Below are 23,934 nucleotides of genomic sequence, written 5' to 3'. Positions count from 1 at the left end.
TGGCGACAGCGCTCAGCGCGCTTTAATCGGCGCCGTTGACAGCGATCTTGTGAGAAAGCGCCACGGCCGAGCGGCGATCGCTTTCCGTTGCGACGGAGAAAGCCTGCTCCTGCAGGGTCTCCATCCAACCGCAGTCCGTGGGCTTGCAGCGGTCGAGCGCCGCGGTCATTAGCGCGAGCCCGTTGGCTGCCTGCCCTTCCTGGAAGAGGATATTGCCGAAGACGGCCATGGCACCGGGATGGCCGCTCTTGCGGGCCTGGTTGAGCCACTTCTTTGCCTGCTGCGTGCTGGTGCTGCCGCCTTCGCCCGCCAGCATCATCTGTGCCAGCTGGAACTGCGCCTCGGGCACCCCGAAGGTAGACGCGACCTGGAAGTAGAGTTGACGCGCCTGGTTGAGATCGGTCTTTACAGGGCTACCGGGAATTCCGTGCTTGTAATAGTTGGCAAGCGACAGAAGGGCGTTGACGAAGAAGCCTGTATCTTCAGAGCCAGGCTCGACGCCCTGCTGCGCAATCTCGCTGTAGATCTTGAAAGCTTCGAAATCATCCTGCGCGACGCCATCGCCGTCGGCATACATGTTGGCGAGCGCCCAGCGTGAGCCCGTGTGTCCCTTTTCCGCCGCGTATTTATAGGCTTCGACCGCCTCTTCCTTCTGGCCGTTCTTGTAGGCTTTGAAACCGAACTTGAAGAGGTCGAACGGGCCAGACTCCTTCGATACACCCGACTTTATGTCGAATGCACCCGCTGGGGAGACAATTGCCGCGCAACAGGCAATGGAAATCCCCATGAGCATCATTCTGAAAGGTCTGAACTCGGACGTCAGCATTTCACTCGGTTTCTTTCGATTCCACCCGTGCGGACTTTCGATCCGCGGATGCATTCCTCCCGGCGAGCGATCCCGCGGTGGGCTCAATGGCCCCTTTGCCCGCGTCGCATCCAGCCTTCCGCCCTCCTGCGAGAGCTTCAATTCCAAGCGCATCGACACTGTCCGCCCGCTGCCCGGCGCGGCTCCCCCGCGATGCCATTCGCCTCACTCCCGCGGCCCGGCTCCGCGCCTTTCCGCAGTCGAGAAAAAGGTAATCACCAATTGTGACCAAACCTGTATCGTTGTTACCGGAAGCCGATTCCGACAACGCCAATCGGTTTGAATGCGAGAAGAAAGAGAGGTTCGGAAGCGCAACGTCAGAGCGAAGTTCTGAGACGGAATAGCCTTGCGGGAAAAGGGAAATCGCGCTGGCCGCGGCATCGTTGCCGCAGGCCTTACCCACCCTGACTGTATCCGCTACGAATTCGCTCATCGTACTCTTTTACGCGCACCTTACGCCTGTCATTCCCTCGCCCGCATATAGCGCTGCGCCTAGTTTGTGGCGGGAAATGGACAATTTCAGCTTGGCATCATCTTACGCAAATGCTGGTAAAAAACTGTTGCTGAATCGTCACAAAACGAGACAGGGAAACGCCATGCTTAACGACCCGTACACAAAGAAAAGCCCGGCAGTTTTGCCGGGCTGATCTGCGGTTCATCTTTGAAACCTAGAATTTCACCTTGATGCTGGTCGAGACAGCGGCCACGAGATCATTGCCGAAGTCGTAAGAGACGTCGGTTCCGTAGGGAACACCATTCTCCACAAGCACTCCGGAGGAACCGCTCGTCAGAACGCCGAGGGCACCGGCAAGGCGCCATTCAATGTTGTCGGTCGGGTTATAAGCAGCGCCGACCCCAACCGTCCAGCTGTCCGTCTGCGAGCCATAGCCGTGGCTCGTACCGCGGTCCCAAGTCAGGCTGACAGCGCCGGTCCACTGCTCATTGAACTTGTGACCAATGCCGCCGGTAATGGTCCAGCCATCTTGATAGAGCAGATCAAGAGACGTGAGCTGAGTTCCGCTCGTGGCAGTGCAAGCCCTGCCCTTCGTGTATGTAGGGCAGAGTGAGATCGACTGGAGGACACTCCAGTTGGTCCATTTCACAGAACCAAATGCCAGCCAATCTGGCGCAATACCACTCTGAAGCTTTAGCTCCAGCGAGTCGGGAGCTTCCGCCTCGCCGAAGACATTCGTGACTGCGCCATAGGGCGCGGCATTCAGCGGTGCGACTGGCGCCCGGACCTGCGTCAGGTCAACCGTACCACTCAGGCTGTCATACTTCACACGGCTGTTATAGACCAAGCTCGCGCGCATCGCGTATTCTGGAATTTCATATGCGATGCCAGTCCGCCATCCCCAAGCATTGTCTTCAAGGTCCAACCGACCTACGCCCGTTCCGGTGCCGAATGCGATTGGAACCGTGCTAACTAGGCGCTCCTTGAAGCCTTCCACTTCCTGATAGAAGGCGCCGCCAATCAAGCGAAGCTGGCCAGGGCCCACATCAAACTTGTACGAGCACGTCGTGGCATAGTTATGCGTCTTGATCTTCGTTTCGATGTTGTTGTTGGCACCTGCCCAATTGATGCCGGGATTCGTGTGTGCGCCAAATGGCTCGGAGTAGTCGAAGAGGCAGTCCACATCTTCATACCCGGCCTTGAAACCGACGTAGGGGACTGCATAATTCTCTGTGTCGTCCGCCGAGTGGGACCGATTGTTCAGGTTTCCGCCGCCGGGCCGAATGGAAGGATCAGTGTCCCTCACATTCTTCAATTCGCGCTGCGGCATGACATAGATCACGGCCGACTGCGCTGAAAAGCGCGACTGATCAAACAGCAGATCGATATTATAGCCGCTGCGGTCAAGACCGCCCGCGAAGGACGGCTGCGCCAGCGTTGAAAATAGAACCAGCGACACAATGCTGGCCGAAGTCATACGAGATGCCAAGGTGTCTCCCCCACTCGGGCAATTGCAATGGCGGGACTGTGCCGACGATGCCGATAAATGGCAACTTTGTGATCGGGCGTGATTAGAAACTGCACCAACAGATGCTTTACGTAAAAATTTGACGGGCACGTCAATATTCCAACAATTTAGAAGAAAATTCCACGAAAGGTAAAACTACCCAAGCAATTGAGGTCGACCATTCCACGATAACGCCGCCCTGTAACAGAGAAACAACAGTCATATTTTTCGCCAAACGGCTCAAGAAAACGTGTGAAATCAAGGATTCCCGTCAGCGATCCCGGCAAGCCTGGCCTTGAAATCCATCAATCTCGACCGAGCCTGAAAAAAGGCGCCCGATTCGCAATCGGACGCCTTAGAATATATTACTACCAAGCGTTGATTTTATGCCGCCTCAGACACACGCGATAGTGCAACCCGCAGGCTGGCGATCTGGCCTTGCAATTCCTCGAGGCGATCACGTTCAGCGGCGACCACCTCAGGGTTGGCATTCGCGACGAACTTCTCGTTCGAGAGTTTGCCGTTGATGCGGGCGATCTCACCGTCGGCCTTGGCGATCGCCTTCTCGAGGCGAGCTTTCTCCGCGGCAAGGTCGATCAGGGTGCCGAGCGGCAGGCAGACAGTTGCCTCGGCAACGATGATCTGCGCGGCTCCCTTCGGTGCCTCGCTGCCCAGCGAGATGGCGTCGACACGGGCAAGACGCTTGATCGCGGCGTCGTGCCGAACGAGCCGCTCGCGCGTCAGGCTGTTGGCGTCCACAACGACCAACGGAGCAACGGCAGACGGCGGAACGTTCATTTCGGCGCGAACCGAGCGAATGCCGGAAACCAGATCGATCAGCCAGTTGATCTCATCGGCCGCCGCATCGTCGGCGTAGGACGGCGCCGGCCATTCGGCATGGCAAACCAGCGTGTCGCGTTCGATGCCCTCGCCTGCGGTGTGCGCCCAGAGTTCTTCCGTCATGAACGGCATGAAGGGATGCAGGAGCTTGTAAATTTCTTCCAGGATGTAGGCCGCGCAGGCCTGCGCTTCCTTTTTAGCACCCTCGTCCGTGCCGTTGAAGACTGGCTTCAGCAGCTCGAGATACCAGTCGCAGACCTGATTCCAGACGAAGCGATAGAGCGCCCCTGCTGCATCGTTGAAGCGGTAGGATTCCAGGGCTTCCGTTACGTCACGTTCCGTGCGGGCAAGCTCCGTCAGGATCCAGCGGTTGATCGTCAGTTCAGCTGCTTCCGGCACGAAATGCGGATCGCTCTTGGCGCCATTCATCTCGGCAAACCGCGTCGCATTCCAAAGCTTTGTGCCGAAGTTGCGGTAGCCGGCAATGCGGGCTGGATCGAGCTTCACGTCACGACCCTGGGCTGCCATGATCGCCAGCGTGAAGCGTAGCGCGTCGGCGCCGTATTCATCGATCAGTTCCAGCGGATCGATGACGTTGCCCTTGGACTTCGACATCTTCTGGCCGTTCTTGTCGCGGACCAGCGCGTGGACATAAACCGTGTGGAACGGCTCGACCGGAACGCCATCGTCATCCTTCATGAAATGCAGGCCCATCATCATCATGCGGGCAACCCAGAAGAAGATGATGTCGAAGCCGGTGACCAGAACGTTGGTCGGATAGTAGCGGTCCAGCTCCGGCGTCTGTTCCGGCCAGCCGAGCGTCGAGAACGGCCACAGCGCGGAGGAGAACCAGGTGTCGAGAACGTCTTCATCGCGCGTCAGGATTTCGCCGGGCTTGAAGTTCTCGAGCAGGTCTTCGACGTAGGCCTTCATCGGGCCTTCGTGCGAGAGATAGTGCTGGATCGCCGCCTGCAGCGCTTCTTCTTCGGTCTTTTCAACGAAGACCTGACCATCCGGACCGTACCAGGCCGGGATCTGATGGCCCCACCAGAGCTGACGGGAAACGCACCACGGCTGGATGTTCTCCATCCACTCGTAATACGTCTTGTCCCAACTGCGCGGAACGAGCTTAGTCCGGCCTTCACGGACCGAGGCGATCGCCGGTGCCGCGAGCGTCTTGGCGTCGACGTACCATTGCTCCGTCAGGCGCGGCTCGATCGGGACACCACCACGGTCACCGTGGGGAACCATGTGTTTGTGCGGCTCGACCTTGTCGAGCAGGCCGCCTTCTTCAAAGATACGAACGATGATCTTGCGGGCCTCGAAACGATCCTTGCCCTCAAGTTCGTCCCAGGCGCCGTGCAATGCGGCGGCATCCGGAATCCCCTCCAGGAAATCCTCATTATCCTTGAGCGTGATCCGAGCGTCGGCAGTGAGCACGTTGACGACTCGCAGACCGGCACGCTTGCCAACATCGAAGTCGTTGAAATCATGTGCCGGCGTCATCTTGACAGCGCCGGTTCCGGCCGTCGGGTCCGGATAATCATCGGCGACAATCGGAATTCGCCGACCAACGATCGGCAGGATGACATGCTTGCCGACGAGCGGCTTGTAGCGCTCATCCTTCGGGTTCACCGCGACGCCCGTGTCGCCAAGCATCGTTTCCGGGCGAGTGGTCGCGACGACGATATAGTCACGCGCTTCCCATTCCGTTGCCTTGCCGTCGTCATCGAAGGCGATGGGATGCTGATAGGTGACGCCGGGCTCCAACGGATAGCGGAAGTACCAGAGATTTCCGTTGACCTCGTGCTGCTCCACCTCGATGTCGGAGATCGCCGTCAGGAGTTTCGGATCCCAGTTGACAAGGCGCTTGTCCCGATAGATTAGGCCTTCCTTGTAAAGCGTTACAAAGACTTCAAGAACGGCCTCCGAAAGCCCCTCGTCCATCGTGAAGCGCTCACGCGACCAATCGCAGGAGGCGCCGAGGCGCTTCAACTGGTTGAAGATAAGGCCGCCCGATTCCGCCTTCCACTCCCAGACCTTATCGATGAAGGCTTCGCGCCCCATGTCGCGGCGACCTGGCAGCTGCTGTTCCATCAGCTTGCGCTCGACAACCATCTGGGTGGCGATGCCAGCATGGTCCATGCCCGGCTGCCAGAGCACATCCTTGCCACGCATGCGCTCGAAGCGGACCATGATGTCCTGCAGCGTGTTGTTCAGCGCGTGCCCCATGTGCAGCGAGCCGGTCACGTTCGGCGGTGGGATGACGATGGTAAAAGTCTCGGCGCCCGGCTTGGCGTTGGCGCCCGCGCGGAAGGCGTCCGCCTCATCCCATTTCGCAGCGATTTTCGGTTCAACGGTAGCGGAATCGTAGGTCTTGTCGAGCATTTGGGGACCAAAATCTGGAGGTTCTTAGATGCGGGTTGTAAATAGGATGGCTACGGGCAAGTCAATAAAAAAGCCGCCCCGGAGACCGGAGCGGCTTTTGAGCAAAGGCGTTTCCGATCAGCGGCGCGGGCCACGCGCCACGCGTTCGATCTCTTCGCGCACGAGACGTTCGACCAGCGTCGGCAGATTGTCGTCCAGCCATTCGCGCAGCATGGGGCGCAGCATGTCTTCGGCGATCTCATCAAGCGACCGGCGCTCGGCACCATCGATTGCGGCGGCAAGCTCCTCAAAGGAACGAGCGATCTGCAGTCCGGCGTCGTGCGAGAGCAGCGCTGGCTGCTGCTCGTGCTCAACAACGCTTGGCATTGTTTCTTTCGCAGCCTCGGCGACAGCGGCAACTGCTACCTCGGCCGCAGGAACGACAGCTGGTCGCGGCTCCATGGCAACGACCGGAGGTAGCTCGAATGGAACCTCTACCGGCGGGCGAACAGCAACAATTTGCGCCGCAGGAACTGAAAAGGGTGCGGTAACGGCTTCCGTAGGGCGCGGGGACAGCGGTGCCTCGCCGACAGCGTCCGGCGTTTCAGTCCTCACCTCGGTGGCTCTTGCTTCCGGCGGCCGAAATGCCGGCGGCACTTCGCGCTGCAACTGCGCAGCGTTCCTCTCCGAGGCGGCACGGACGCGCGCAGCGACATCGGCAAGAGACATGGCGCGCGGCTGTGCCTCCGGCACGGGAGCCGACCCTGCCGAGTTGGCAGCGACGAAACGCGGATCGGGCTGAGCGACCGTTTCAGGGAATTCCACGCCAGCGTAGGTCTCGTCCACCGTCAAATGAATGTCCGAGTCGCGATCGTCCTCGTCAGCACCATAAACCGCCGGCAGTGACGCGGAGAGTGCCCTGCCCGCACCGGGGTCATTGCTCTCGATGATCTGGCGGATCGACGCCAGAATCTCTTCCATGGACGGTTCACGCGCTACGCTTGGCTGAGCCATATCTATCCCCGTTACTCCGAAAAACGACCGGATTGCGTGGAATGGGCATCCGAATCACCCATACCTTAGGATAGCCGAGGATTTAAAAAAATCATCGCGAATCAAATGAATGATGCCATGCACAGCTTTTCTGCCACGCTGCCTGGCGCTCGGATTCCATGGCGGGAAAGAAAACGGGCGCCAGAGGCGCCCGTCGAGAATCGGTCATCGGAGCTTTGGCTCAGAATACGAATTCACGCGCCTTGGCAAAGCCGGGCAGCGGCTTCACGGAGGCGTTGAAATAGACGTTTTCGGAAATTGTGCCGCGCTCGCTCACGAAAACCTTCGCACGCGCCGAACCGCCGTAGCCCTGTACGGTGACCAGACGGCCACCATCACGAAGCTGCGACAGCAAGGAGGAAGGAACCTCCTCGACCGAGCCGCTGACGAAAATGAGATCATAGGGAGCGCCTGACGCGTTGCCCGCATTGAGCGGCCCCGTGACGACCGACACATTTGTGTAGGCGGCGAGGTTGGTCTTGGCTTCCGCCGCCAGCGTTTCCTCCTCTTCAACGGCGATCACCGTACCGGCAAGCTGCGAGAAAAGAGCCGATACATAGCCACTGCCAGCGCCGATCTCGAGGACGACGTCATCCTTCGTGACAGCCGCAAGCTGGAGCAGCTTTGCAAGCGGCGACGGCTGCATGAGGTAGCGCGCCGGCTTGCCGGCCGCTGCAGGACAGATTTCAACATCACGATCGATATAGGCGAGCGGTTTGGCCTTCTCAGGAACGAAAGCCTCGCGCGGCACCGTGAGGAAGGCCGTCAGCACTGAATGCGAGGTGACGTCCGTCGTGCGAAGTTGGTTGTCGACCATGTTTGCGCGTGCTGATTCGAAATTCATCATGTCCTCTCGCCCGTAGAAGCGGCTTTGTCTGCACGTCTCTTAATCTCAGCACACCGGCCTTTCAAGGCTTCGCGAATGCCTGCGCCAAGAATTCCAGTCGAGTGTCGCGGAAGTGACCCGACCGCAATCCTTCATGGAACAAACGCGGGCGCCGTGATAGTGTTGCAACCGGAGGAACAGAGGAGGAGTAGGCCATGCCTAATATCATCGAATATCTCTCGTTGTTCGACTTCTTCATCATCGCAACACTGGTCGGCATCTTTTGCTGCGGTCTTTTCGATCGTGAAACGAGCTGACTGCCTGCCTTCAGGCCGTTGTCAGGTTCTGCCCCAATAGTGTCGTTCCCTTGGGATTCGACGGACGGGACATGGCAATCAAACCAATCTTGCTGGGCAGCCTTTTCATCTGCGTGCTGCTCGCGATCATTCTCCTGATTCCCTTTGTGCGTGTCGGCGCTCCGAATGTCGCGACGTCGGGCGTGTCGCCAGTGCCGTCACTGCAGCGAGTGAACTGAACGCCAACGGGGGCGTTTTCGCTGGGTGACAAATGGACCGCCACTGCAAGGTTCTTTTTAGGCAAGAACAAACGACGAAACGTAGCTCTAAGCACCAATAGCGGTCGTCAAACAGGAGCTGTAGCGTATCGACGCCGACCTTGGAGCCTCCCCAGCCCCTCCCCGGTCGACAACCCGGCCGGGGCTCTTGATAGCCGCGGCCGGGGCCGCCCGGCGGGCCTATTGCAGTTCCGTTTCCTCTTCTATGTCGACGAGAATGCCGTAGCGCAGCGCTTCTTCCTTTGCCTCTTTCAGGGCCTCGTCGATCAGTATCACCAGCACGTCGGCGTGCCGCTCGCGCTTCGCCATTTCCCGCGCCACGCTCAGGGCAAAGATCAATTGCGGCATTTGGGTCGCCGGCATGGGAGGCGCTCCTAACAACTCAACACAAGCTTAGGGCCTATCGAAAATTCGGCAATCCGACGATTTGGGTATGGAAGACATGCGCCAGCGCTAGTGTTGTGTGGATTCTCACTATGCCGATGGAGCAATTGCCAAAGCAGGTGAACTTGGCGGCGCGGGAACGGACGCAACAAAGAGAGTGCTGTCGACACTGAAGGCTCTTACGTCGAGGCGGCAACCCAGAAGCCGGGAGGGCCAGCCTACTTGGCTAGCCCCTCCAGCATTTCGGGACAGTGAACATACCCCCGCCGAGTCTGCCACGGGCAATGGACCTGTTCAGCAAGTGGGTCCGGTGCCTCAAAGCCCCACCGTCCTCCGCAGACTTGCAAGAGACACAATAGCCCCGTAGCAGGGGCTATCCTAGACGGACCTAGGTCCTAATCCGATTGGAGTAGGTGGTTGCCGAGGTTAGGCTCGAAGTTTCGTCGGATGAAACCAGCACGTTGAATTCGCCGCTGTTGTCGACCGAATGGCGGCCTGAAGACGCGACCACAACACCGCGGCACTGTGGGAAACACAGCCGCAAAATCAATGACTGCAGAATGTATGGGAAGGTTTGGAGGCCTCGCCCGGAATTGAACCGGGGTACAAGGATTTGCAGTCCTCTGCGTCACCACTCCGCCACGAGGCCTCACGACGCTTCATGACCGAAGCGTTGGCGGGCATTTAGAATGAATAGAAATCGAGTGCAAGGGGGTAGTTGAAAAACCGGCGGTATTTTGGATCGTCATGCCGCCGGTTCCGTAATCAACCACTAGTAGGGCGAATAGCACTGCCGCCGCGGACCGTAATAGGGCTGATAGGTGTTGTCATAGGCCCGATAGGACCGGTAGCGGCTGTAACACCAGTCGACGTGCGAATTGCCCACCGGTCTGGCCTGCGGCTGCGAAGCGATCAGACCGCCGATGAGTGCGCCGGCAGCAAGACCGCCGAGCAGCGCGCCAGTATCGTTGTAATCGTTGCGGTAGTAGCCGTCGCGATAATAGCGATTTCCGTAGTACCGATTTCCGTAGTCGCGATTCCCGTAGTGGCCATGGCGGTAGCCGCCACAACGATAGATGTTGCAGCGGTCGAAGCCGCGGCTGTTTCTGACGCCGGAATCTCCAAACCCACCGCGACTCTGAGCGGAATGCTCATCGCCTGAGTTTTCGGCAAAAGACGGACCGACGCCAGCGAGGCTCGTCGCAATTGCCAACATCAATACCGCAAGTTTTTTCATTCCGGCACCTTCTAATTTCGTACGCACTTCGCGTGAAGAACGCTCAGGATAATAACGTCCAAAAAGCTTCCAAGTTCCGCCTTACGCCTTCCATCTCCGGGCGAAAAGAATCGCGGCTGGTGCAATTGTGACACTTTTATTGCAAGTCCCGCTATTTTATGACGACCTTCAAAAATAGCTATGGATGGATGGAATGCTCAGCTGGTTTCGTAAACTTCTTCCTCGCGAGGATCAGTTCTTTGATCTCTTTGCACAGCACTCCCGAACAATCGTCGGCGCGGCGGAAGCGCTCAACGAATTGCTTGCAGGCAAGGATATCGAACACCATTGCGACCGGATCGTCGCGCTCGAAAACGATGCCGACAACATCACGCGCGAGGTGCTGCTTGCGGTCCGCCGGAGCTTCATCACGCCTTTCGACCGTGTTGATATCAAGGATCTGATCCAGTCGATGGATGATGCGATCGACATGATGCATAAGACCGTCAAGACGATCCGTCTCTTCGAGCAAACCGAATTCGATCCGCGCATGCAGGAAATGGGAGCGGCGATCGTCCAGGCAGCACACCTCATAGCCGAGGCGGTCCCCCTGCTCAGCCGCATCAACTCCAATGCCCCGCGCCTGATGGCGATCACCGAGGAAGTCACCCGCGTCGAAGGACGCTCCGACGAACTGCACGACAATGGTTTGAAGGGACTCTTCGTACGGCATGGCGCGTCGAATGCGATGGCCTATATCATTGGCAGCGAAATCTACGGCGAACTCGAGAAGGTCGTCGATCGCTTCGAGGACGTTGCCAATGAAATCAGCGGCATCGTGATCGAGAACGTCTAGATGGACGCCACCCTCGCCTTTCCATTGCTGGCGGCTCTCATCGCGGTCGCTCTCTTCTTCGACTTTCTGAACGGCCTGCACGATACCGCGAACTCGATCGCGACGATCGTTTCGACGCGTGTGCTCAGGCCGCACCACGCGGTCGTCTGGGCCGCTTTCTTCAATTTCATCGCGTTCCTGTTCTTCGGCCTGCACGTGGCTGAGACCTTGGGGACGGGCATCATCGATCCCAACATCGTGACGCCGCTGGTGATTTTCTCGGCGCTGATGGGCGCAATCATCTGGAATATCGTCACCTGGATCTTCGGTATCCCCTCCAGTTCCTCCCATGCGCTAGTCGGCGGGCTGGTAGGCGCTGGCCTCGCAAAGGTCGGCTTCAGCTCGATCGTATGGGGCGGATTGCTAAAAACAGCCGGCGCGATCGTCATGTCGCCGCTGATCGGCTTCATCCTGGCGCTCTTCCTCGTTCTTGCCGTTTCCTGGATCTTCGTTCGGCAAACGCCGTTCGCCGTCGATCGGACGTTCCGCCTCATGCAGTTCGTTTCCGCCTCTCTCTACTCGCTGGGCCATGGCGGCAATGATGCGCAGAAGACAATGGGCATCATAGCAGTGCTCCTCTATTCGCAGGGTTATCTCGGCGGAACCTTCCACGTACCGCTCTGGGTGGTCCTGTCCTGTCAGACAGCCATGGCAATGGGAACGCTCTTCGGCGGCTGGCGAATCGTTCACACGATGGGATCGAAGATAACCCGCCTTAACCCGATGCAGGGATTCTGCGCGGAGACCGGCGGCGCGCTGACGCTCTTTGCGGCCACGTGGCTCGGCATCCCTGTTTCCACGACGCACACGATCACCGGCGCCATCATCGGCGTTGGCGCGGCACGGCGCGTTTCAGCCGTCCGCTGGGGCCTGGCGGGCAACATCGTCGTCGCCTGGGTCATTACGCTTCCGGCAGCGGCACTCATTTCCGCATTCTTCTACTGGGCTGCAGGCCTGTTCAGCTGATCAAGGGGCGGGTTTCCGCCCCTTCTTCCACCAGACGGACAATCGCCGCCGCATCCGCCGGACGAGAGGAAGGTCGTGCGATAGAATAAGGAACCCCAGCGGAAGCATCCAGAAGCCGAGGACGGGCAGGAATCCCAAAAAACCGCCCAGGATCAGCACAACGCCGATCGACATCCGGGCAAGGCGCGACCGCGGGAATGGGAAACTTACGGACCCCAGAATGAGACGGCCCGTGGTGTGGTCGATGCCAAATCGCTTGGCGGCCGGTTTTCCAGTGGTATCATGTGCTTCAGTCATCCACAGGAGATGGGGTTATACAGAACGAATACAAGCGGATGTCATTTTTTTGAAAAAACCGCTTGGCAAATCGGGCAAGCATTTGTATTAGGCCACTCACACCGCGGCGAGCGGTGATCCCTGGTAGCTCAGCGGTAGAGCATTCGACTGTTAATCGACAGGTCGCCGGTTCGAATCCGGCCCGGGGAGCCAGTTTCAGAGATAAACGCCTGCTTTTGTTGATATTCCAAAAGCAGGCGTTTTCTTTCCCCACTTTTGAAATCGCGTTTGGCCGATTGGTTCCTGTGGATAATCTTCTACGACGTCCACGCCAGGCTGTGGTGGAATCAGAAAATTTGCGTCCGCTGCTCACCGTTCGACCATAGACCGGGAACTTTTCCTCGCCTCAGCGGTTTCCCTCACGCAGCGCTTCCAACACGCTGTGGGACTATGCATCGCCCAACATCCAGGTCCGCGTTAGGCCCGGCGCCGGCTCCCTGCCCGCCGGGCGAGTGCTTGTATGTCCGGTCCGATCTTTCACAATTCTCCCACCCAAATGCGCGCTATAATAGCATTTGCGCACTGCTTGTCTCGATTATCGTGACCGCCAGGCTCCGGCCCTCTTCAATTTCCGCATTCTTGAATCCAATGCGCGCCCTCCAACGGCGTTGCGAGATCGGTGTATTGAAACTGGGGATCTGCAGCATGGAATCAGCAATATACTTCGGAACTGGCGTCGTAGTAGCGAAGCGGACAGATGCATTCCCCTGGGAGGTCAGTGGGTGTTCTTGTCATCGATAACAGCCACTTTCCAGCCCCGTCCCACGGCTTAGGGACGATCCTCTACGAAAAAGACGCCATAGAAGAACTTTGGGAGAAAAGACCAGGATCTCGGTGGTCGCGTCCCGATCTCCAGATTCTGACCGGCGAGGGAGACAAGGCAGAGCTGAGCGGCACTTACGCTGTGCCGATCGCGCCGGGAGAAAAGTATGTTGTCGGCATCTTTGAAAATGGGTCTGGCCCCCTCTCAGACCCACATGTCCGCTGCACTGGCACCATAACAGCGGTGCCAGGCGCGCCGAAAACAACCGATCTCATAACCGACGGTGAGAACGGATCAGGCGGCACCTTCCATGTACACACATCGAGACAACCGTTCATACGGATATTGTATTCGTTGGAGCAACCATGGAGCCGCCAAGTTTTGACAGCGGGATCCCAGTCCTCCGAGACCCGGTCGGTAGGATAAAAATCACTCCCAGTTCTGGCAGAACGCATCACGTCACATTGGATTCATTGGTGCCCGGAAACCCCTTTCATTTCACGATCATGGTCGTCAATCCCGGCGGAAACTGGGACGTGCTGACGAGCAGCTTCGCGACGCTCGGGCGGAGGGTGACGGTGCAATTCCCCCAGATGCGCATTCTCAATGATGGCGACCCATCCAGCGTTGGTGAAGGGGAGTTTTGATTTCGTGTTTCCGCAGGCGATGACCACCGTGCAATGAACACATTGCAGGATTTCCACCTCCCAACGATGGATATTGACGATTGGTCGGAAACCGGTCGCCCGTATTCAATCGGATTCGCTTATGTCGAGAATACATTTGCATCGATCCCAACGGACCGCCCAAATATTTGGGTGGGATCGTGGGGCTTGGAGCATGACGCCCCCCTGGAGTCGGATGAGGGAGCCGGAAACTTTCTAATGAAACTTTCGCTGCCGACCGGGTCCAGGGAGACCGTATCGAGCAGAACTGTAAAGCTGCGATGCCCCACGACCACGACCGGCGATGACTTCGGTTACGAGGTCGATGTGACATTCTCTGTCGAATACGGTCGATGATAGTGGCAGTTCTCAAAGAAAAGCCGCCGACATTCGCGACGACGGCTTCTTTTCGTGGGTGCCACGGTTGGCGCCCGTGGCACTGCTGACTAGAAGTTAAAATACAGGCTCACACCTGACCTACGATTGTAGGGGTAATAGTCGCGATAGCCGTATCGGGGATAGCCGTAATACCGCGGACGGTAGCACGAGCCGTAATACCGACAGTCGCGATAAGCGTACCGCCGATTCTTCCAGTGGCCATTCGCATATCCGTTACAGTGGCCGCGGTGCTTGACCTGCTCGACGTCGGCGGTGTGGATAGGTGCTGCTTTCGGCACGCCAATTGGCGCGGCGTTTAGCGGCAGGGCGAAAGATCCAGCCAGGACCATGGCTGCGAGTGCGGCCAAAATCTTCTTCATCATCGGATCATCCGTTCAGGCTGCGAGCCTGGTTAACAGGCATTAACCTCCGATGAACGGCTGCGCGCTGCGGACTTCGCAATAAAGTCAGCCGGCGCGCTGCTTTTGTTGGAGCAGGTAATGACCACGCCAGCCATTGGTGTAGTTCCCGGAAAATGAGATCGAAGAGCTCAGCCCTAGATGCTCCTCCTAACACCTCGCGCATACAGGCTTCGGCTCAGCATCGGAACAATTTTACCTGCAGAAGAAATAGCCCGCGAAGGTTGGGCGACCGGTGAAAAATCCGCGCGATTTTTGCCGCTGGTCTGGCGACCTCCGCTTTTGCCCAATCCGTTCCCGACCCGATCGGCCCGACCAATGGCGGCTCGAAAAATCCGAGCTCCAGCACCTACCCCGGCGACTAAACGAGCAGTGAAACGGCATGCATCCGATCACTGTCGCTCCGGTTGACCCGATGACAACGCCGAGCATCGCACCACAGCCGAGGCGCTGGATTGCCGAGGCATGCCGCAAGCGAATTCGGGTGTTAATACCCGTGGTAGCGAGAGCGGCGTATCCATCAGTGACGCCTGCCGCGAAAGCGACGACTGATCTGACACGTCGTTGATTTCCAAAGGGCCGGTGTAACCGGCACCGGTGTAACCGGGGTGTAACCGGCCCTTCCCCTTTTGTACTGCCGACCCGCTCGGCGGAGGATGCCACGGTGGCAATACCGCTCCCAGAAGCTGAATTGTCACTGGTCAGAGACTTTTGTTTCTGATTAGACTGCGCCATTCTCCTGCCGAAAGGCGCGAGCGTTTTTGGTCGACATTGGAGCGCATTCGCCTATTTCGTTTTGATGAGCGCTTCAAACGGCCGTTGGGAGTTCGAGTTATTTCGATTGTGAGCAGACTTCCGCACTAGAACATAGACGTTCGCCAGGACGTCTATTCGCGGAGCTGACGAGAGCGGATGGCGGCCCTTTTAGGCAGATGACCTCCTGTCTGGCCGTCATCCGCCTCGTCCTTGCCTGGAAACTGAACATCACTCCGCAGGATGCGGCATCGCCGGACGGGCGTGCTTTTCAAGCGGTCGCTCCCGCCATCCCGTCGAGCGATTGACCAGCCAGAAATAGAGCCCGTAGGGAAGAAAATTGACGAGCTTCATCATGTAGGTGAAGCGCTTCGGGAAGGTAATCTCGAAGCGTTGAGACTTGAGTCCTGCCGAAATCTGTTCGGCGGCCTCCTCGACCGAGACCAGCGAGGGCATCGAGAATTTGTTCTTCTTAATCGCAGGGGTATCGACGAAGCCCGGATTGATGAGCTGAATGCGGATGCCCATCTTGTCGAGATCGAATTTCAAGCTCTCGGCCATGTTGATCAAGGCGGCTTTGGTCGCGCCGTAGGCCGCGCTTGTCGGCAGGCCGCCATAGCCTGATACCGATGAAACGACGGCGATCTGCCCCTGCCCTTTGGCCTTCATGTGCCGCACGGCCGGGATGAGGCAATTCACGACACCCTGCAGATTGACCGCGAAGCTCTGCTCGAAATCGCTGAGCTTCAGTTCCTCCGCGTGGACGGGGAAATAGACCCCCGCATTGAAAACCGCCAGCGCAAGTGCGCCATGTTCATATTCGATTGACGCAAGCACGTGCTCCATGTCTTCGGCGTTGGTGACATCGCCGTCGAGCACGATGATGCTGCCGGGTAGGTCCGAAGCCTCGGCCTGCAATTCCGCAAGCTTCTCGTGGTCGCGAGCGGTGACGGCGACCTTGTATCCGTCTCCGGCGAGCTTCAATGCCAACGCTCGCCCGATTCCGGAACTCGCGCCCGATATCCAGGCTATTCCATGTTCGGGACGGGCGACGAAATCTGGCATGGCACATCTCCTCCGGGCTGTTTTCCAAACGTCAAAACAGGTCCGGGAGTTCCTCGCCATCTCCCGGTTTCAAGGGAATATCACGCCATTGTGGCTGCTTTCAGCCGATCAGGTCTCGGATGAACTCGGGGAAGGAGCCGGTGAGCTTGATCGGCGCGTCAAAAACCGAAAACGCTATGCAGGGACGATCTTTTTCGGCAACAGGTCGGTGGTCGACGCTCTCGTCCGCTACGGAGATGTCGCCAGGCCCGAAATGGCCGCGACTGTCGTTGAACGCGCCGTCCAGGATCAAGGTGAGCTCCATGCCCTTGTGGGTGTGTGCAGGCAAAGCCCGGCCAGCCTTGATCCACATCAGGCTGACTTCGCAGCCATCGATATCGGTCGAGTACTCCTTGAAGCCGGGAAGCTTCGTCTTCCAGGGGACCGTATCCACATCATAGCCGACCAGGTTGCGAATCGCCTTCGGGAAGAACCCCTGTTTTGTCGGCAGGTCGGCTGGCTTTTCAGCTGGCAGCGCAGAGGCGAAGACCGCGGCGAGCCGCACCTGGCGATCGCCCATTGCGGCTTCGGGTGTCTCCTCGAGGGCCTCCCCAGCAAGGGATTCCAGATCTCTCACCAGCAAGCGATGATCGGGCTTCATTTCAAGATGCGATTCGACCAGCACGCGTGCCGGCTCAGGAAGGGATCCGGCGACGTAATGCGCCATCAACGCATCGACCGTGTCGATATGCTCATGAACCATGACGGTTTCGGTTGTTTTTTCTTCTAGAGACTGCTTTGTCGTCATCCCTACGCTGAAAGTCAATCTCCGGATCACAAGGCCGGCGAACGGCTCTGGCTCGAGTGCCTGGACGGCAGCGAAGTCTAATTTTGTCGCTGCGCTCAAAGGGATGGAATAGCATTTCTTGCCAACCTAGCCTTGTGAAGGGAAAAGACCGTTCCTAAACTAAGCGTTCAAAAGAGGCAGAGTCCATGACCGTCCATCCCTCCGTTCTAGAGGCAATCGGCAACACCCCGTTGATCAAGCTCAAGGGTGCGTCGGAAGCGACCGGCTGCACTATTCTCGGCAAGGCGGAATTCCTCAATCCCGGCCAGTCGGTCAAGGATCGCGCGGCGCTCTACATCATTCGCGACGCAGAGAAGAAGGGCGTGCTGCGGCCGGGCGGCGTCATTGTCGAGGGGACCGCCGGCAATACCGGCATCGGCCTGACGGTCGTTGCAAAGGCGCTCGGCTACCGGACCGTAATCGTCATCCCGGAGACGCAGAGCCAGGAAAAGAAGGATGCGCTGAAGTTGCTCGGCGCCGAACTCGTCGAGGTGCCCGCCGTTCCCTACAAAAACCCGAACAATTATGTGAAGGTCTCAGGAAGGCTGGCCGAACAGCTGGCGAAGACGGATCCCGACGGCGCGATCTGGGCGAACCAGTTCGACAACGTCGCCAACCGGCAGGCGCACATCGAAACGACGGCCAGCGAGATCTGGAACGATACCAACGGCAAAGTCGACGGCTTTATCTGCTCCGTCGGCTCTGGCGGGACGCTTGCGGGTGTGGCCGCCGGCCTCAAGGCATTCAACAAGGACATCAAGATCGGCCTGGCCGACCCCGACGGAGCCGCGCTCTACGAATTCTACAAGAACCGCGAATTGAAAGCGTCGGGTTCCTCGATCACCGAAGGGATCGGTCAGGGACGGATCACAGCGAACCTTGAAGGCTTCACGCCCGATTTCGCCTATAGCATTTCGGATGCGGAAGCCCTGCCCTACGTCTTCGATCTCGTCGAGCATGAAGGCTTGTGCCTGGGCGGATCGACGGCAATCAACATCGCCGGCGCAGTACGCCTTGCCAAGGAGCTCGGTCCCGGCCATACCATCGTGACAATCCTCGCCGACTACGGCAACCGCTACCAGTCCAAGCTTTTCAACCCCGATTTCCTGACGTCGAAGGGCCTGCCGGTTCCGGCGTGGCTCGCCAAGACGCAAGACATACAGATCCCATACGAACCAGCAGCGTGAGACCCCATGCCCGTCAATGCCCTCTATCGTGACGATTTCTATCTTTCGACATGCGAGGCGGTGGTAACCGCCGTTCACGACGACGGGGGCATTGAGCTGGATCAAACCTGCTTCTATGCGACATCGGGAGGCCAGCCGGGCGATACGGGATTCCTCGAGCGCGCCGATGGCAGCAAGATCACGCTTGGGCAGACGAAGCATGGAGCGACCAAGGACATCGTCGTGCATGTGCCGCTCGAGGGCCAGGAACAGCCGGCCGTCGGCGAGAAGCTGGTACTGCATGTCGACTGGCCGCGCCGCTACAAGCTTATGCGGATGCACACCGCCTGTCACCTGCTCTCCGTCGTCTGCTCCTATCCGATCACGGGTGCAGCTGTCGGCGAGGATGAGAGCCGTGTCGACTTCGATATGACCGAGACGATCGACAAGGACGACGTCACCGAAAAACTCATGGAACTGGTGCGGCAGAACTATCCGGTCTACCTGCAGTGGATCACCGACGAGGAGCTTGCTGCCAACCCTGGTATCGTCAAATCCAAGAACGTCCGTCCGCCGATCGGGCTCGGTCGGGTCAGCCTTGTCTGCATCGGCGAAAACTCTGCGATTGACAGCCAGCCCTGCGGCGGCACACATGTGTCCGAAACTCAGGAAGTCGGTCAGATTCACATTGCCAAGATCGAAAAGAAGGGCAAGGAAAACCGTCGCTTCCGTATTCGCTTCGGCGCTCCCGGCGACGAAGCCTGAAGCCCCAGGGAGAGCAGAATGAGCGAAGAAAAGAGCCGTTTCGTCGTTTCGGCCGATTGGCTGCAGGCGGAATTGGGCAAGCCGGATTTGCGCGTCCTGGATGCGTCCTTCTATCTGCCGGCGCAGAAGCGCGATGCCGACGCCGAATACGCCGCCGGCCATGTCCCGGGCGCTATCCGCTTCGATCAGGACAAGATCGCGGATCATTCCGTACTGCTGCCGCACACGATCCCCTCGCCAGAGTTTTTCGCAACCGAAGTCGGCAAGCTCGGCATCGGGGAAAACGATCATATCGTCGTCTATGATGGCATCGGGATGTTCGCATCGCCGCGTGTGTGGTGGCTGTTTCGCGTGATGGGCGCACGGAATGTTTACGTACTTGATGGCGGACTGGACGGATGGAAAGCGGAGGGCCGGCCGCTTGAGGCAACCGTTCCGCGCCACGAGCCAAAGGTTTTCAAGCCCACCTATGACGCCTCGCGGGTCGTCAATCTCGATGCCATGCGGGAGATCGTTGCACGCGGCGCGCTGCAGATAGCGGATGCCAGGAGCGCGGGCCGCTTTGCAGCGGTCGAGCCTGAGCCGCGCGCTGGCATGCGCTCCGGTCACATGCCGGGCGCGCGAAACCTGCCATCGGGTGTCTTCGCCACCCAGGGCCGCTTCAAATCCCTGCCGGAACTCAAGCAGACGATTGAGGACGCGGGCGTAGACCTGTCGAAGCCCGTGGTCACGTCCTGCGGTTCGGGCATCACCGCGGCCATCATCACGCTGGCGCTGGAATCCCTCGGCCATACCGACAACAAGCTCTACGACGGTTCCTGGAGCGAATGGGGTGGCCGGGACGACACGCCTGTTGTCACCGGTCCGCCGGAACCGGTCAAAGCCTGACACGATGGTGAAGCCCCCCTCTTCCCTAAAAGCCCATATTACGCGCCTGGAAATGACGGCACCGCCGAAGGCAAGCCTTCCGGTGCCGATCAACATCCAGACGGCGATCATGCGGGCTCCCGACATTCCGCTGCCATTCTATCGCTATCTCTACCGTCAGGTCGGTGCCAGGTGGCAGTGGGTGGACCGGCTGCGGATGCTTGACGAGGATTTGGCCAGGTCGCTGCACGACAAACGCAACAATATCAGCGTGCTCTACGTCAACGGCGCGCCTGCTGGCTTCTACGAGTACTTCGTCGAGGATGAGGACACGATCGAGCTCAGCCACTTCGGGCTGTTCGAGCATGCGCTTGGTCTGGGGATCGGAAAGTGGTTCCTGCTGCAGGCGCTCTACGCGATCTGGACGCTCAATCCGAAGCGGGTGACGACGACGACCAACGATCTTGATCACCCGCGCGCTTTGCAGCTCTACCAGATGTTCGGCTTTTCACCGGTCTCCACCGGTTCGGGCATCGTCCGGCCGCTCAGCGACAAGGAACTTCTGGAGTTGAGCAAGAAGGACTGGTGAGTCGGCCAGGAGCTGGAGCCCTCGAGGGCTCTGGCAGGAATCGGGTGGTTTCTACCCCGATAAAGGCGCATCTCTTGGCAATCATCAAGGAGATCCGCCATGACCGACATCCGCTTTTCCGCCATGCCCACCGCCAACGCGGAGAATCTCTGGAACGGCGGTACAGACGCCTACGGTTTCTTGCCCGAGACGATGGTCTCCGACGGGCCTGGCCATCCCTGCCGTCATTGCCTGAAGAATATCGATGCCGGCGAGGAATTGCTGGTCTTCGCCTACCGGCCGTTTCCGGAGCTTCAGCCCTATGCTGAGACCGGTCCGGTCTTTCTTCACAAGGAGCCCTGCGAGCGCTATGCCGCAGAAGAGGTCCTGCCGCCGGTTCTGACCAGCCCGGATTTCATCGTGCGCGGTTACAATGCCGATAACCGAATCGTGTACGGCACAGGCGCGGTAACTCTGACACCCGATATCCGCTCCTATGCCACCCAGCTCCTCGAGCGGCCTGAGATTGCCTACGTGCATGTGCGGTCGGCACGCAATAACTGCTATCAATGCCGTATAGACAGATGATGGCTGGTCGCAGGAGAATGCGACCAGCCTGCCTCACGTAACGTGATGGGAATTACGCCACGTTTAGTACGCTTTCCGGAGCATAGGCTTCGTAGCCCAGCGCTTCGGCCACCGGCTTATTGGTGACGCGTCCCTTGTGGATATTGAGACCGTTCCTGAGGTGACGATCTTCTGCAATCGCACGCAGGCCGCGATCGGCCAGCGCCAGACCATAAACCAGCGTTGCATTGTTCAGGGCATGTGCCGAGGTGACCGGCACGGCGCCTGGCATGTTGGCGACGCAGTAGTGCACCACGTCATCGACAACGTAGGTCGGTTCGGAATGGGTCGTTGCATGCGACGTCTCGAAGCAGCCGCCCTGGTCGATGGCAACGTCGACGATGACAGAGCCTCGCTTCATCCCCGACAGCATTTCGCGGGTCACAAGCTTCGGCGCGGCGGCGCCCGGAATGAGCACGGCCCCAATGACGAGGTCTGCCGCGAAAACTTCTTCTTCCAGAGCCTGAATGCTGGAATAGCGCGTATGGACGCGACCGACGAAGATATCGTCAAGCTGGCGGAGACGCGGCAGTGACTTGTCGAGGATGCTGACATCGGCGCCGAGGCCCGCGGCCATCCTGGCGGCATGCAGGCCGACGACGCCGCCACCAATAATAGCGACCTTCGCCGGCAGCACGCCGGGAACGCCGCCGAGCAAGATACCCAGCCCGCCATTGGCCTTCTGCAGGGCGGTCGCGCCAGCCTGGATAGACAGGCGTCCGGCCACCTCGGACATCGGCGCAAGGAGGGGCAGACCGCCCCGATCGTCCGTTACCGTCTCATAGGCAACAGCGGTGACGCCGGACGCAAGGAGACCCTTGGTCTGTTCCGGGTCGGGCGCGAGGTGAAGATAGGTGTAGAGAATCTGGCCATCGCGAAGCTGCGCCCACTCGGAGGGTTGCGGCTCCTTGACCTTGACGATCATATCGCACTTCTCGAAGATTTCCTTGGCCGAGGCGGCAATCTTTGCGCCAGCGGCCGCATAGGCCGCGTCATCAGCACCGATGCCGGCGCCCGCCTTGGTCTCAACCCAGACCTCGTGGCCATGGGCGACATATTCACGAACGGATGCAGGTGTCAGTCCGACACGATATTCATGATTCTTGATTTCCTTCGGGCAACCGACACGCATTGAGCGTTCCTCTCTCATTATGTCCGCTTCGCGGAGTGTTTTTGACCGGGAAATCCAACCACCACACCCGCGAAATGTCCTTGCAAAGAAGGTTTGCGCAGCGGGTGATTTTCGAAGAATATTGCGAATTAGAGCAAATAATCGAAAGTTCTTCGAATGTCAGAACCCGACGCCATCGATCTTGCGATTCTGAAGACGCTTCAGTCCGACGCCCGCATTACCAATGCCGACCTTGCAGCCAAGGTTGGACTGTCGCCATCGGCTTGCTCTCGGCGGCTTGATATACTGGAGAAGCGCGGCGTCATCCGTGGCTACCACGCCCACGTCTCTCACAAGGCGCTCGACTACAAGATGATCGCGATCGTGCACATCTCCCTGTCGGGCCAATTTGCGAAGACGCTCTCCGAATTCGAAGCCGCGGTGAAACGCTGTCCGAACGTTTTGGTTTGTTATCTGATGTCGGGCGAATACGATTACATTCTCCGCGTCGCCGCGCGCGACCTCGAGGACTACGAGCGCATCCATCGCGACTGGCTCTCAGCGCTTCCGCATGTCGTAAAGATCAACTCCAGCTTCGCCCTGCGTGAAGTCATCGACAGGCCAAATGTCGGGCTTTGACAGAGAGCTGAAATCGGCAGAATGTCGCAGAATCGGAGCAGCGGCTTCGTCGTCCTCTGCCTGATCCCCCCACAATAAGACCCCGTACGCATGAAATCCAAAACCCAAGGCTATATTTTCGTCCTGCTGGCGATCACCATCTTCTCGCTGCAGGACGGCATCTCGAAGCACCTGGCCTCCGCCTATCCGCCCGTCTTCATCACCATGATCCGCTACTGGGCCTTTGCCGCATTCACCATTGCGCTTGCTTGCAAGATGAGGGGTGGCCTCAAGCAGACAGCCAAGACAAAGAGGCCGCTCCTGCAGGTCTTCAGGGGCGTTTTGCTGGCCTCTCAGGTTGTCGTTGTCATCAATTGCTTCGCCCTGATCGGCCTAGCCCACTCGCAGGCAATCTTTTCCGCAACCCCGATTCTGATTGCGCTGCTCTCGATGCCGATCCTTGGCGAACGGGTGGGCTGGCGCCGCTGGACGGCAATTGGTGCGGGTCTGGTCGGGGTGCTGTTGATCCTGAAGCCGGAAGGCGAGTTTTTCGACGTCAAGCTGCTGCTTGCTGTCTTCTCATGCTTCCTATTCGCATTTTACGTCATCGCTACGCGGCTTGTCAGTCGGGACGACTCGGCGATGACGAGCTTCTTCTATACGGGTGTCGTCGGCGGCATCGCCATGACGCTTGTCGGCCCTTTCTATTGGACCTGGATGTCGGGGTGGGACTGGGGCTGGATGACGCTTGTCTGTCTGACCAGCATCTCGAGCCATTATTTTCTCATCCGGGCCTACGATATGCTGGATGCTGCCGCCGTGCAGCCGCTGACATATCTGCAACTCGTCTATGCATCGATCATCGGCGTGGTGATCTACAGCGAGAAGCTGAGCCTCACCATGATCGTTGGCTCCGCCATCGTCGTGGCGGCAGGCATTTTCACCGTGTGGCGCGAACACGTCGTTGCGCGCAGAGGACGTTTGCAGCGGGGCTCTCCGCAATTCTAGATCGATCAATTAGAGCATTCTTAATGTTCCTCCAGTAGATTTCACTTACATG

Annotated in this window: 23 protein-coding genes, 2 tRNA genes and 1 pseudogene; 13 read left to right on the top strand and 13 right to left on the bottom strand. The window is 58.7% G+C overall.

All coding sequences use genetic code 11. The annotated features are described in order from the left end of the window. Positions 1-22: 22 nt before the first annotated feature. The 5 genes from exoR to AC1DPR_RS10515 all read right to left on the bottom strand — a co-directional run bounded on the left by exoR (position 23) and on the right by AC1DPR_RS10515 (position 7,933). On the bottom strand, positions 23-826 hold the full coding sequence (gene exoR, locus AC1DPR_RS10535; protein WP_018859394.1) for an exopolysaccharide production regulator ExoR: 804 nt from the start codon (positions 824-826) through the stop codon (positions 23-25). 707 nt (positions 827-1,533) lie between these two features. After that, complete coding sequence (locus AC1DPR_RS10530) at positions 1,534-2,808, bottom strand: OmpP1/FadL family transporter (protein WP_026372078.1); 1,275 nt, start codon at positions 2,806-2,808, stop codon at positions 1,534-1,536. Between the two features lie 402 nt (positions 2,809-3,210). Further along, on the bottom strand, positions 3,211-6,054 hold the full coding sequence (locus tag AC1DPR_RS10525; RefSeq protein ID WP_113470170.1) for a valine--tRNA ligase: 2,844 nt from the start codon (positions 6,052-6,054) through the stop codon (positions 3,211-3,213). A 117-nt stretch (positions 6,055-6,171) separates the two neighbouring features. Further along, positions 6,172-7,047, bottom strand: coding sequence for a DUF2497 domain-containing protein (locus AC1DPR_RS10520; protein WP_113470169.1), 876 nt, complete (start codon positions 7,045-7,047; stop codon positions 6,172-6,174). Between the two features lie 220 nt (positions 7,048-7,267). Continuing rightward, positions 7,268-7,933, bottom strand: a complete 666-nt coding sequence (locus tag AC1DPR_RS10515) for a protein-L-isoaspartate O-methyltransferase family protein (protein WP_018859399.1) — start codon at positions 7,931-7,933, stop codon at positions 7,268-7,270. A 367-nt stretch (positions 7,934-8,300) separates the two neighbouring features. On the opposite strand from AC1DPR_RS10515, the gene AC1DPR_RS10510 reads away from it, so the two are divergent. Then, a complete protein-coding gene (locus AC1DPR_RS10510; protein WP_018859400.1) occupies positions 8,301-8,447 on the top strand; it encodes a hypothetical protein in 147 nt (48 codons plus the stop codon). A 219-nt stretch (positions 8,448-8,666) separates the two neighbouring features. On the opposite strand, the gene AC1DPR_RS10505 is transcribed toward AC1DPR_RS10510, so the two are convergent. The 3 genes from AC1DPR_RS10505 to AC1DPR_RS10495 all read right to left on the bottom strand — a co-directional run bounded on the left by AC1DPR_RS10505 (position 8,667) and on the right by AC1DPR_RS10495 (position 10,107). After that, positions 8,667-8,849, bottom strand: a complete 183-nt coding sequence (locus AC1DPR_RS10505; RefSeq protein ID WP_018859401.1) for a hypothetical protein — start codon at positions 8,847-8,849, stop codon at positions 8,667-8,669. A 596-nt stretch (positions 8,850-9,445) separates the two neighbouring features. Next, positions 9,446-9,519 (bottom strand) — tRNA-Cys (locus AC1DPR_RS10500). Between the two features lie 123 nt (positions 9,520-9,642). Continuing rightward, positions 9,643-10,107, bottom strand: coding sequence for a BA14K family protein (locus tag AC1DPR_RS10495; protein ID WP_113470111.1), 465 nt, complete (start codon positions 10,105-10,107; stop codon positions 9,643-9,645). A 193-nt stretch (positions 10,108-10,300) separates the two neighbouring features. Here AC1DPR_RS10495 and AC1DPR_RS10490 point away from each other — a divergent pair, with 193 nt between their 5' ends. Both AC1DPR_RS10490 and AC1DPR_RS10485 read left to right on the top strand, forming a co-directional pair. After that, positions 10,301-10,942 (top strand): DUF47 family protein, encoded by a 642-nt coding sequence (locus AC1DPR_RS10490; RefSeq protein ID WP_113470110.1) that lies wholly within the window; start codon positions 10,301-10,303, stop codon positions 10,940-10,942. Beyond that, entirely contained in the window at positions 10,943-11,947 is a 1,005-nt protein-coding gene (locus AC1DPR_RS10485) for an inorganic phosphate transporter (protein ID WP_018859404.1), read from the top strand. On the opposite strand, the gene AC1DPR_RS10480 is transcribed toward AC1DPR_RS10485, so the two are convergent. Then, the gene (locus AC1DPR_RS10480; protein WP_025659101.1) at positions 11,948-12,244 is read right to left on the bottom strand and encodes a hypothetical protein; all 297 of its coding nucleotides are present in this window, start codon (positions 12,242-12,244) and stop codon (positions 11,948-11,950) included. Between the two features lie 117 nt (positions 12,245-12,361). On the opposite strand from AC1DPR_RS10480, the gene AC1DPR_RS10475 reads away from it, so the two are divergent. After that, a tRNA-Asn gene (locus tag AC1DPR_RS10475) sits at positions 12,362-12,436 on the top strand. 1,086 nt (positions 12,437-13,522) lie between these two features. Further along, the gene (locus AC1DPR_RS10470; protein ID WP_162763386.1) at positions 13,523-13,693 is read left to right on the top strand and encodes a hypothetical protein; all 171 of its coding nucleotides are present in this window, start codon (positions 13,523-13,525) and stop codon (positions 13,691-13,693) included. Positions 13,694-14,157: 464 nt separating this feature from the next. On the opposite strand, the gene AC1DPR_RS10465 is transcribed toward AC1DPR_RS10470, so the two are convergent. After that, positions 14,158-14,469 carry a hypothetical protein gene (locus tag AC1DPR_RS10465; protein WP_113470183.1) on the bottom strand — a complete coding sequence of 104 codons (312 nt, stop codon included), beginning with the start codon at positions 14,467-14,469 and terminating at the stop codon, positions 14,158-14,160. 281 nt (positions 14,470-14,750) lie between these two features. On the opposite strand from AC1DPR_RS10465, the pseudogene AC1DPR_RS10460 reads away from it, so the two are divergent. Beyond that, positions 14,751-15,060, top strand: a pseudogene (locus AC1DPR_RS10460) (hypothetical protein). Between the two features lie 432 nt (positions 15,061-15,492). Here AC1DPR_RS10460 and AC1DPR_RS10455 read toward each other — a convergent pair. Together AC1DPR_RS10455 and AC1DPR_RS10450 are read right to left on the bottom strand one after the other, a co-directional pair. Then, positions 15,493-16,326 carry an SDR family NAD(P)-dependent oxidoreductase gene (locus tag AC1DPR_RS10455; protein WP_018856950.1) on the bottom strand — a complete coding sequence of 278 codons (834 nt, stop codon included), beginning with the start codon at positions 16,324-16,326 and terminating at the stop codon, positions 15,493-15,495. Between the two features lie 100 nt (positions 16,327-16,426). Beyond that, on the bottom strand, positions 16,427-17,068 hold the full coding sequence (locus AC1DPR_RS10450) for a ChrR family anti-sigma-E factor (RefSeq protein ID WP_113470182.1): 642 nt from the start codon (positions 17,066-17,068) through the stop codon (positions 16,427-16,429). 230 nt (positions 17,069-17,298) lie between these two features. Between AC1DPR_RS10450 and AC1DPR_RS10445 the strand changes: the two genes are divergently transcribed. The 5 genes from AC1DPR_RS10445 to AC1DPR_RS10425 all read left to right on the top strand — a co-directional run bounded on the left by AC1DPR_RS10445 (position 17,299) and on the right by AC1DPR_RS10425 (position 21,106). Continuing rightward, positions 17,299-18,339 (top strand): cysteine synthase A, encoded by a 1,041-nt coding sequence (locus AC1DPR_RS10445; RefSeq protein ID WP_113470107.1) that lies wholly within the window; start codon positions 17,299-17,301, stop codon positions 18,337-18,339. Between the two features lie 6 nt (positions 18,340-18,345). Further along, on the top strand, positions 18,346-19,083 hold the full coding sequence (locus AC1DPR_RS10440) for an alanyl-tRNA editing protein (RefSeq protein ID WP_113470106.1): 738 nt from the start codon (positions 18,346-18,348) through the stop codon (positions 19,081-19,083). Positions 19,084-19,101: 18 nt separating this feature from the next. After that, positions 19,102-19,971: a 3-mercaptopyruvate sulfurtransferase gene (sseA, locus tag AC1DPR_RS10435; RefSeq protein WP_477816240.1), complete on the top strand. Its 870-nt coding sequence runs from the start codon at positions 19,102-19,104 to the stop codon at positions 19,969-19,971. A gap of 4 nt (positions 19,972-19,975) precedes the next feature. Continuing rightward, positions 19,976-20,539 carry a GNAT family N-acetyltransferase gene (locus AC1DPR_RS10430; protein ID WP_025659110.1) on the top strand — a complete coding sequence of 188 codons (564 nt, stop codon included), beginning with the start codon at positions 19,976-19,978 and terminating at the stop codon, positions 20,537-20,539. 99 nt (positions 20,540-20,638) lie between these two features. Next, positions 20,639-21,106, top strand: a complete 468-nt coding sequence (locus AC1DPR_RS10425) for a DUF1203 domain-containing protein (protein WP_018856956.1) — start codon at positions 20,639-20,641, stop codon at positions 21,104-21,106. Between the two features lie 52 nt (positions 21,107-21,158). Here AC1DPR_RS10425 and ald read toward each other — a convergent pair whose 3' ends face one another. Beyond that, entirely contained in the window at positions 21,159-22,277 is a 1,119-nt protein-coding gene (gene ald, locus AC1DPR_RS10420; RefSeq protein WP_018856957.1) for an alanine dehydrogenase, read from the bottom strand. A gap of 156 nt (positions 22,278-22,433) precedes the next feature. Here ald and AC1DPR_RS10415 point away from each other — a divergent pair, with 156 nt between their 5' ends. Together AC1DPR_RS10415 and AC1DPR_RS10410 are read left to right on the top strand one after the other, a co-directional pair. Beyond that, positions 22,434-22,895: an Lrp/AsnC family transcriptional regulator gene (locus tag AC1DPR_RS10415; protein WP_018856958.1), complete on the top strand. Its 462-nt coding sequence runs from the start codon at positions 22,434-22,436 to the stop codon at positions 22,893-22,895. A gap of 90 nt (positions 22,896-22,985) precedes the next feature. Continuing rightward, complete coding sequence (locus AC1DPR_RS10410) at positions 22,986-23,882, top strand: DMT family transporter (protein ID WP_018856959.1); 897 nt, start codon at positions 22,986-22,988, stop codon at positions 23,880-23,882. Positions 23,883-23,934 lie beyond the last annotated feature (52 nt).

Source organism: Rhizobium sp. 01T417, assembly GCF_056398905.1.
Note: the sequence above shows the minus strand (reverse complement) of the source record. Positions and strands in the feature narration are given on the sequence as shown.

Coding starts and splice junctions, on each gene's coding strand:
- AC1DPR_RS10525 (WP_113470170.1), bottom strand. CDS start 6,054: ATGCTCGACAAGACCTACGATTCCGCTACCGTTGAACCGAAAATCGCT.
- AC1DPR_RS10425 (WP_018856956.1), top strand. CDS start 20,639: ATGACCGACATCCGCTTTTCCGCCATGCCCACCGCCAACGCGGAGAAT.
- AC1DPR_RS10410 (WP_018856959.1), top strand. CDS start 22,986: ATGAAATCCAAAACCCAAGGCTATATTTTCGTCCTGCTGGCGATCACC.
- ald (WP_018856957.1), bottom strand. CDS start 22,277: ATGCGTGTCGGTTGCCCGAAGGAAATCAAGAATCATGAATATCGTGTC.
- sseA (WP_477816240.1), top strand. CDS start 19,102: ATGAGCGAAGAAAAGAGCCGTTTCGTCGTTTCGGCCGATTGGCTGCAG.
- AC1DPR_RS10495 (WP_113470111.1), bottom strand. CDS start 10,107: ATGAAAAAACTTGCGGTATTGATGTTGGCAATTGCGACGAGCCTCGCT.
- AC1DPR_RS10510 (WP_018859400.1), top strand. CDS start 8,301: ATGGCAATCAAACCAATCTTGCTGGGCAGCCTTTTCATCTGCGTGCTG.
- AC1DPR_RS10490 (WP_113470110.1), top strand. CDS start 10,301: ATGCTCAGCTGGTTTCGTAAACTTCTTCCTCGCGAGGATCAGTTCTTT.
- AC1DPR_RS10505 (WP_018859401.1), bottom strand. CDS start 8,849: ATGCCGGCGACCCAAATGCCGCAATTGATCTTTGCCCTGAGCGTGGCG.
- AC1DPR_RS10515 (WP_018859399.1), bottom strand. CDS start 7,933: ATGATGAATTTCGAATCAGCACGCGCAAACATGGTCGACAACCAACTT.
- AC1DPR_RS10465 (WP_113470183.1), bottom strand. CDS start 14,469: ATGAAGAAGATTTTGGCCGCACTCGCAGCCATGGTCCTGGCTGGATCT.
- AC1DPR_RS10445 (WP_113470107.1), top strand. CDS start 17,299: ATGACCGTCCATCCCTCCGTTCTAGAGGCAATCGGCAACACCCCGTTG.
- exoR (WP_018859394.1), bottom strand. CDS start 826: ATGCTGACGTCCGAGTTCAGACCTTTCAGAATGATGCTCATGGGGATT.
- AC1DPR_RS10440 (WP_113470106.1), top strand. CDS start 18,346: ATGCCCGTCAATGCCCTCTATCGTGACGATTTCTATCTTTCGACATGC.
- AC1DPR_RS10485 (WP_018859404.1), top strand. CDS start 10,943: ATGGACGCCACCCTCGCCTTTCCATTGCTGGCGGCTCTCATCGCGGTC.
- AC1DPR_RS10480 (WP_025659101.1), bottom strand. CDS start 12,244: ATGACTGAAGCACATGATACCACTGGAAAACCGGCCGCCAAGCGATTT.
- AC1DPR_RS10450 (WP_113470182.1), bottom strand. CDS start 17,068: ATGGTTCATGAGCATATCGACACGGTCGATGCGTTGATGGCGCATTAC.
- AC1DPR_RS10415 (WP_018856958.1), top strand. CDS start 22,434: ATGTCAGAACCCGACGCCATCGATCTTGCGATTCTGAAGACGCTTCAG.
- AC1DPR_RS10520 (WP_113470169.1), bottom strand. CDS start 7,047: ATGGCTCAGCCAAGCGTAGCGCGTGAACCGTCCATGGAAGAGATTCTG.
- AC1DPR_RS10455 (WP_018856950.1), bottom strand. CDS start 16,326: ATGCCAGATTTCGTCGCCCGTCCCGAACATGGAATAGCCTGGATATCG.
- AC1DPR_RS10430 (WP_025659110.1), top strand. CDS start 19,976: ATGGTGAAGCCCCCCTCTTCCCTAAAAGCCCATATTACGCGCCTGGAA.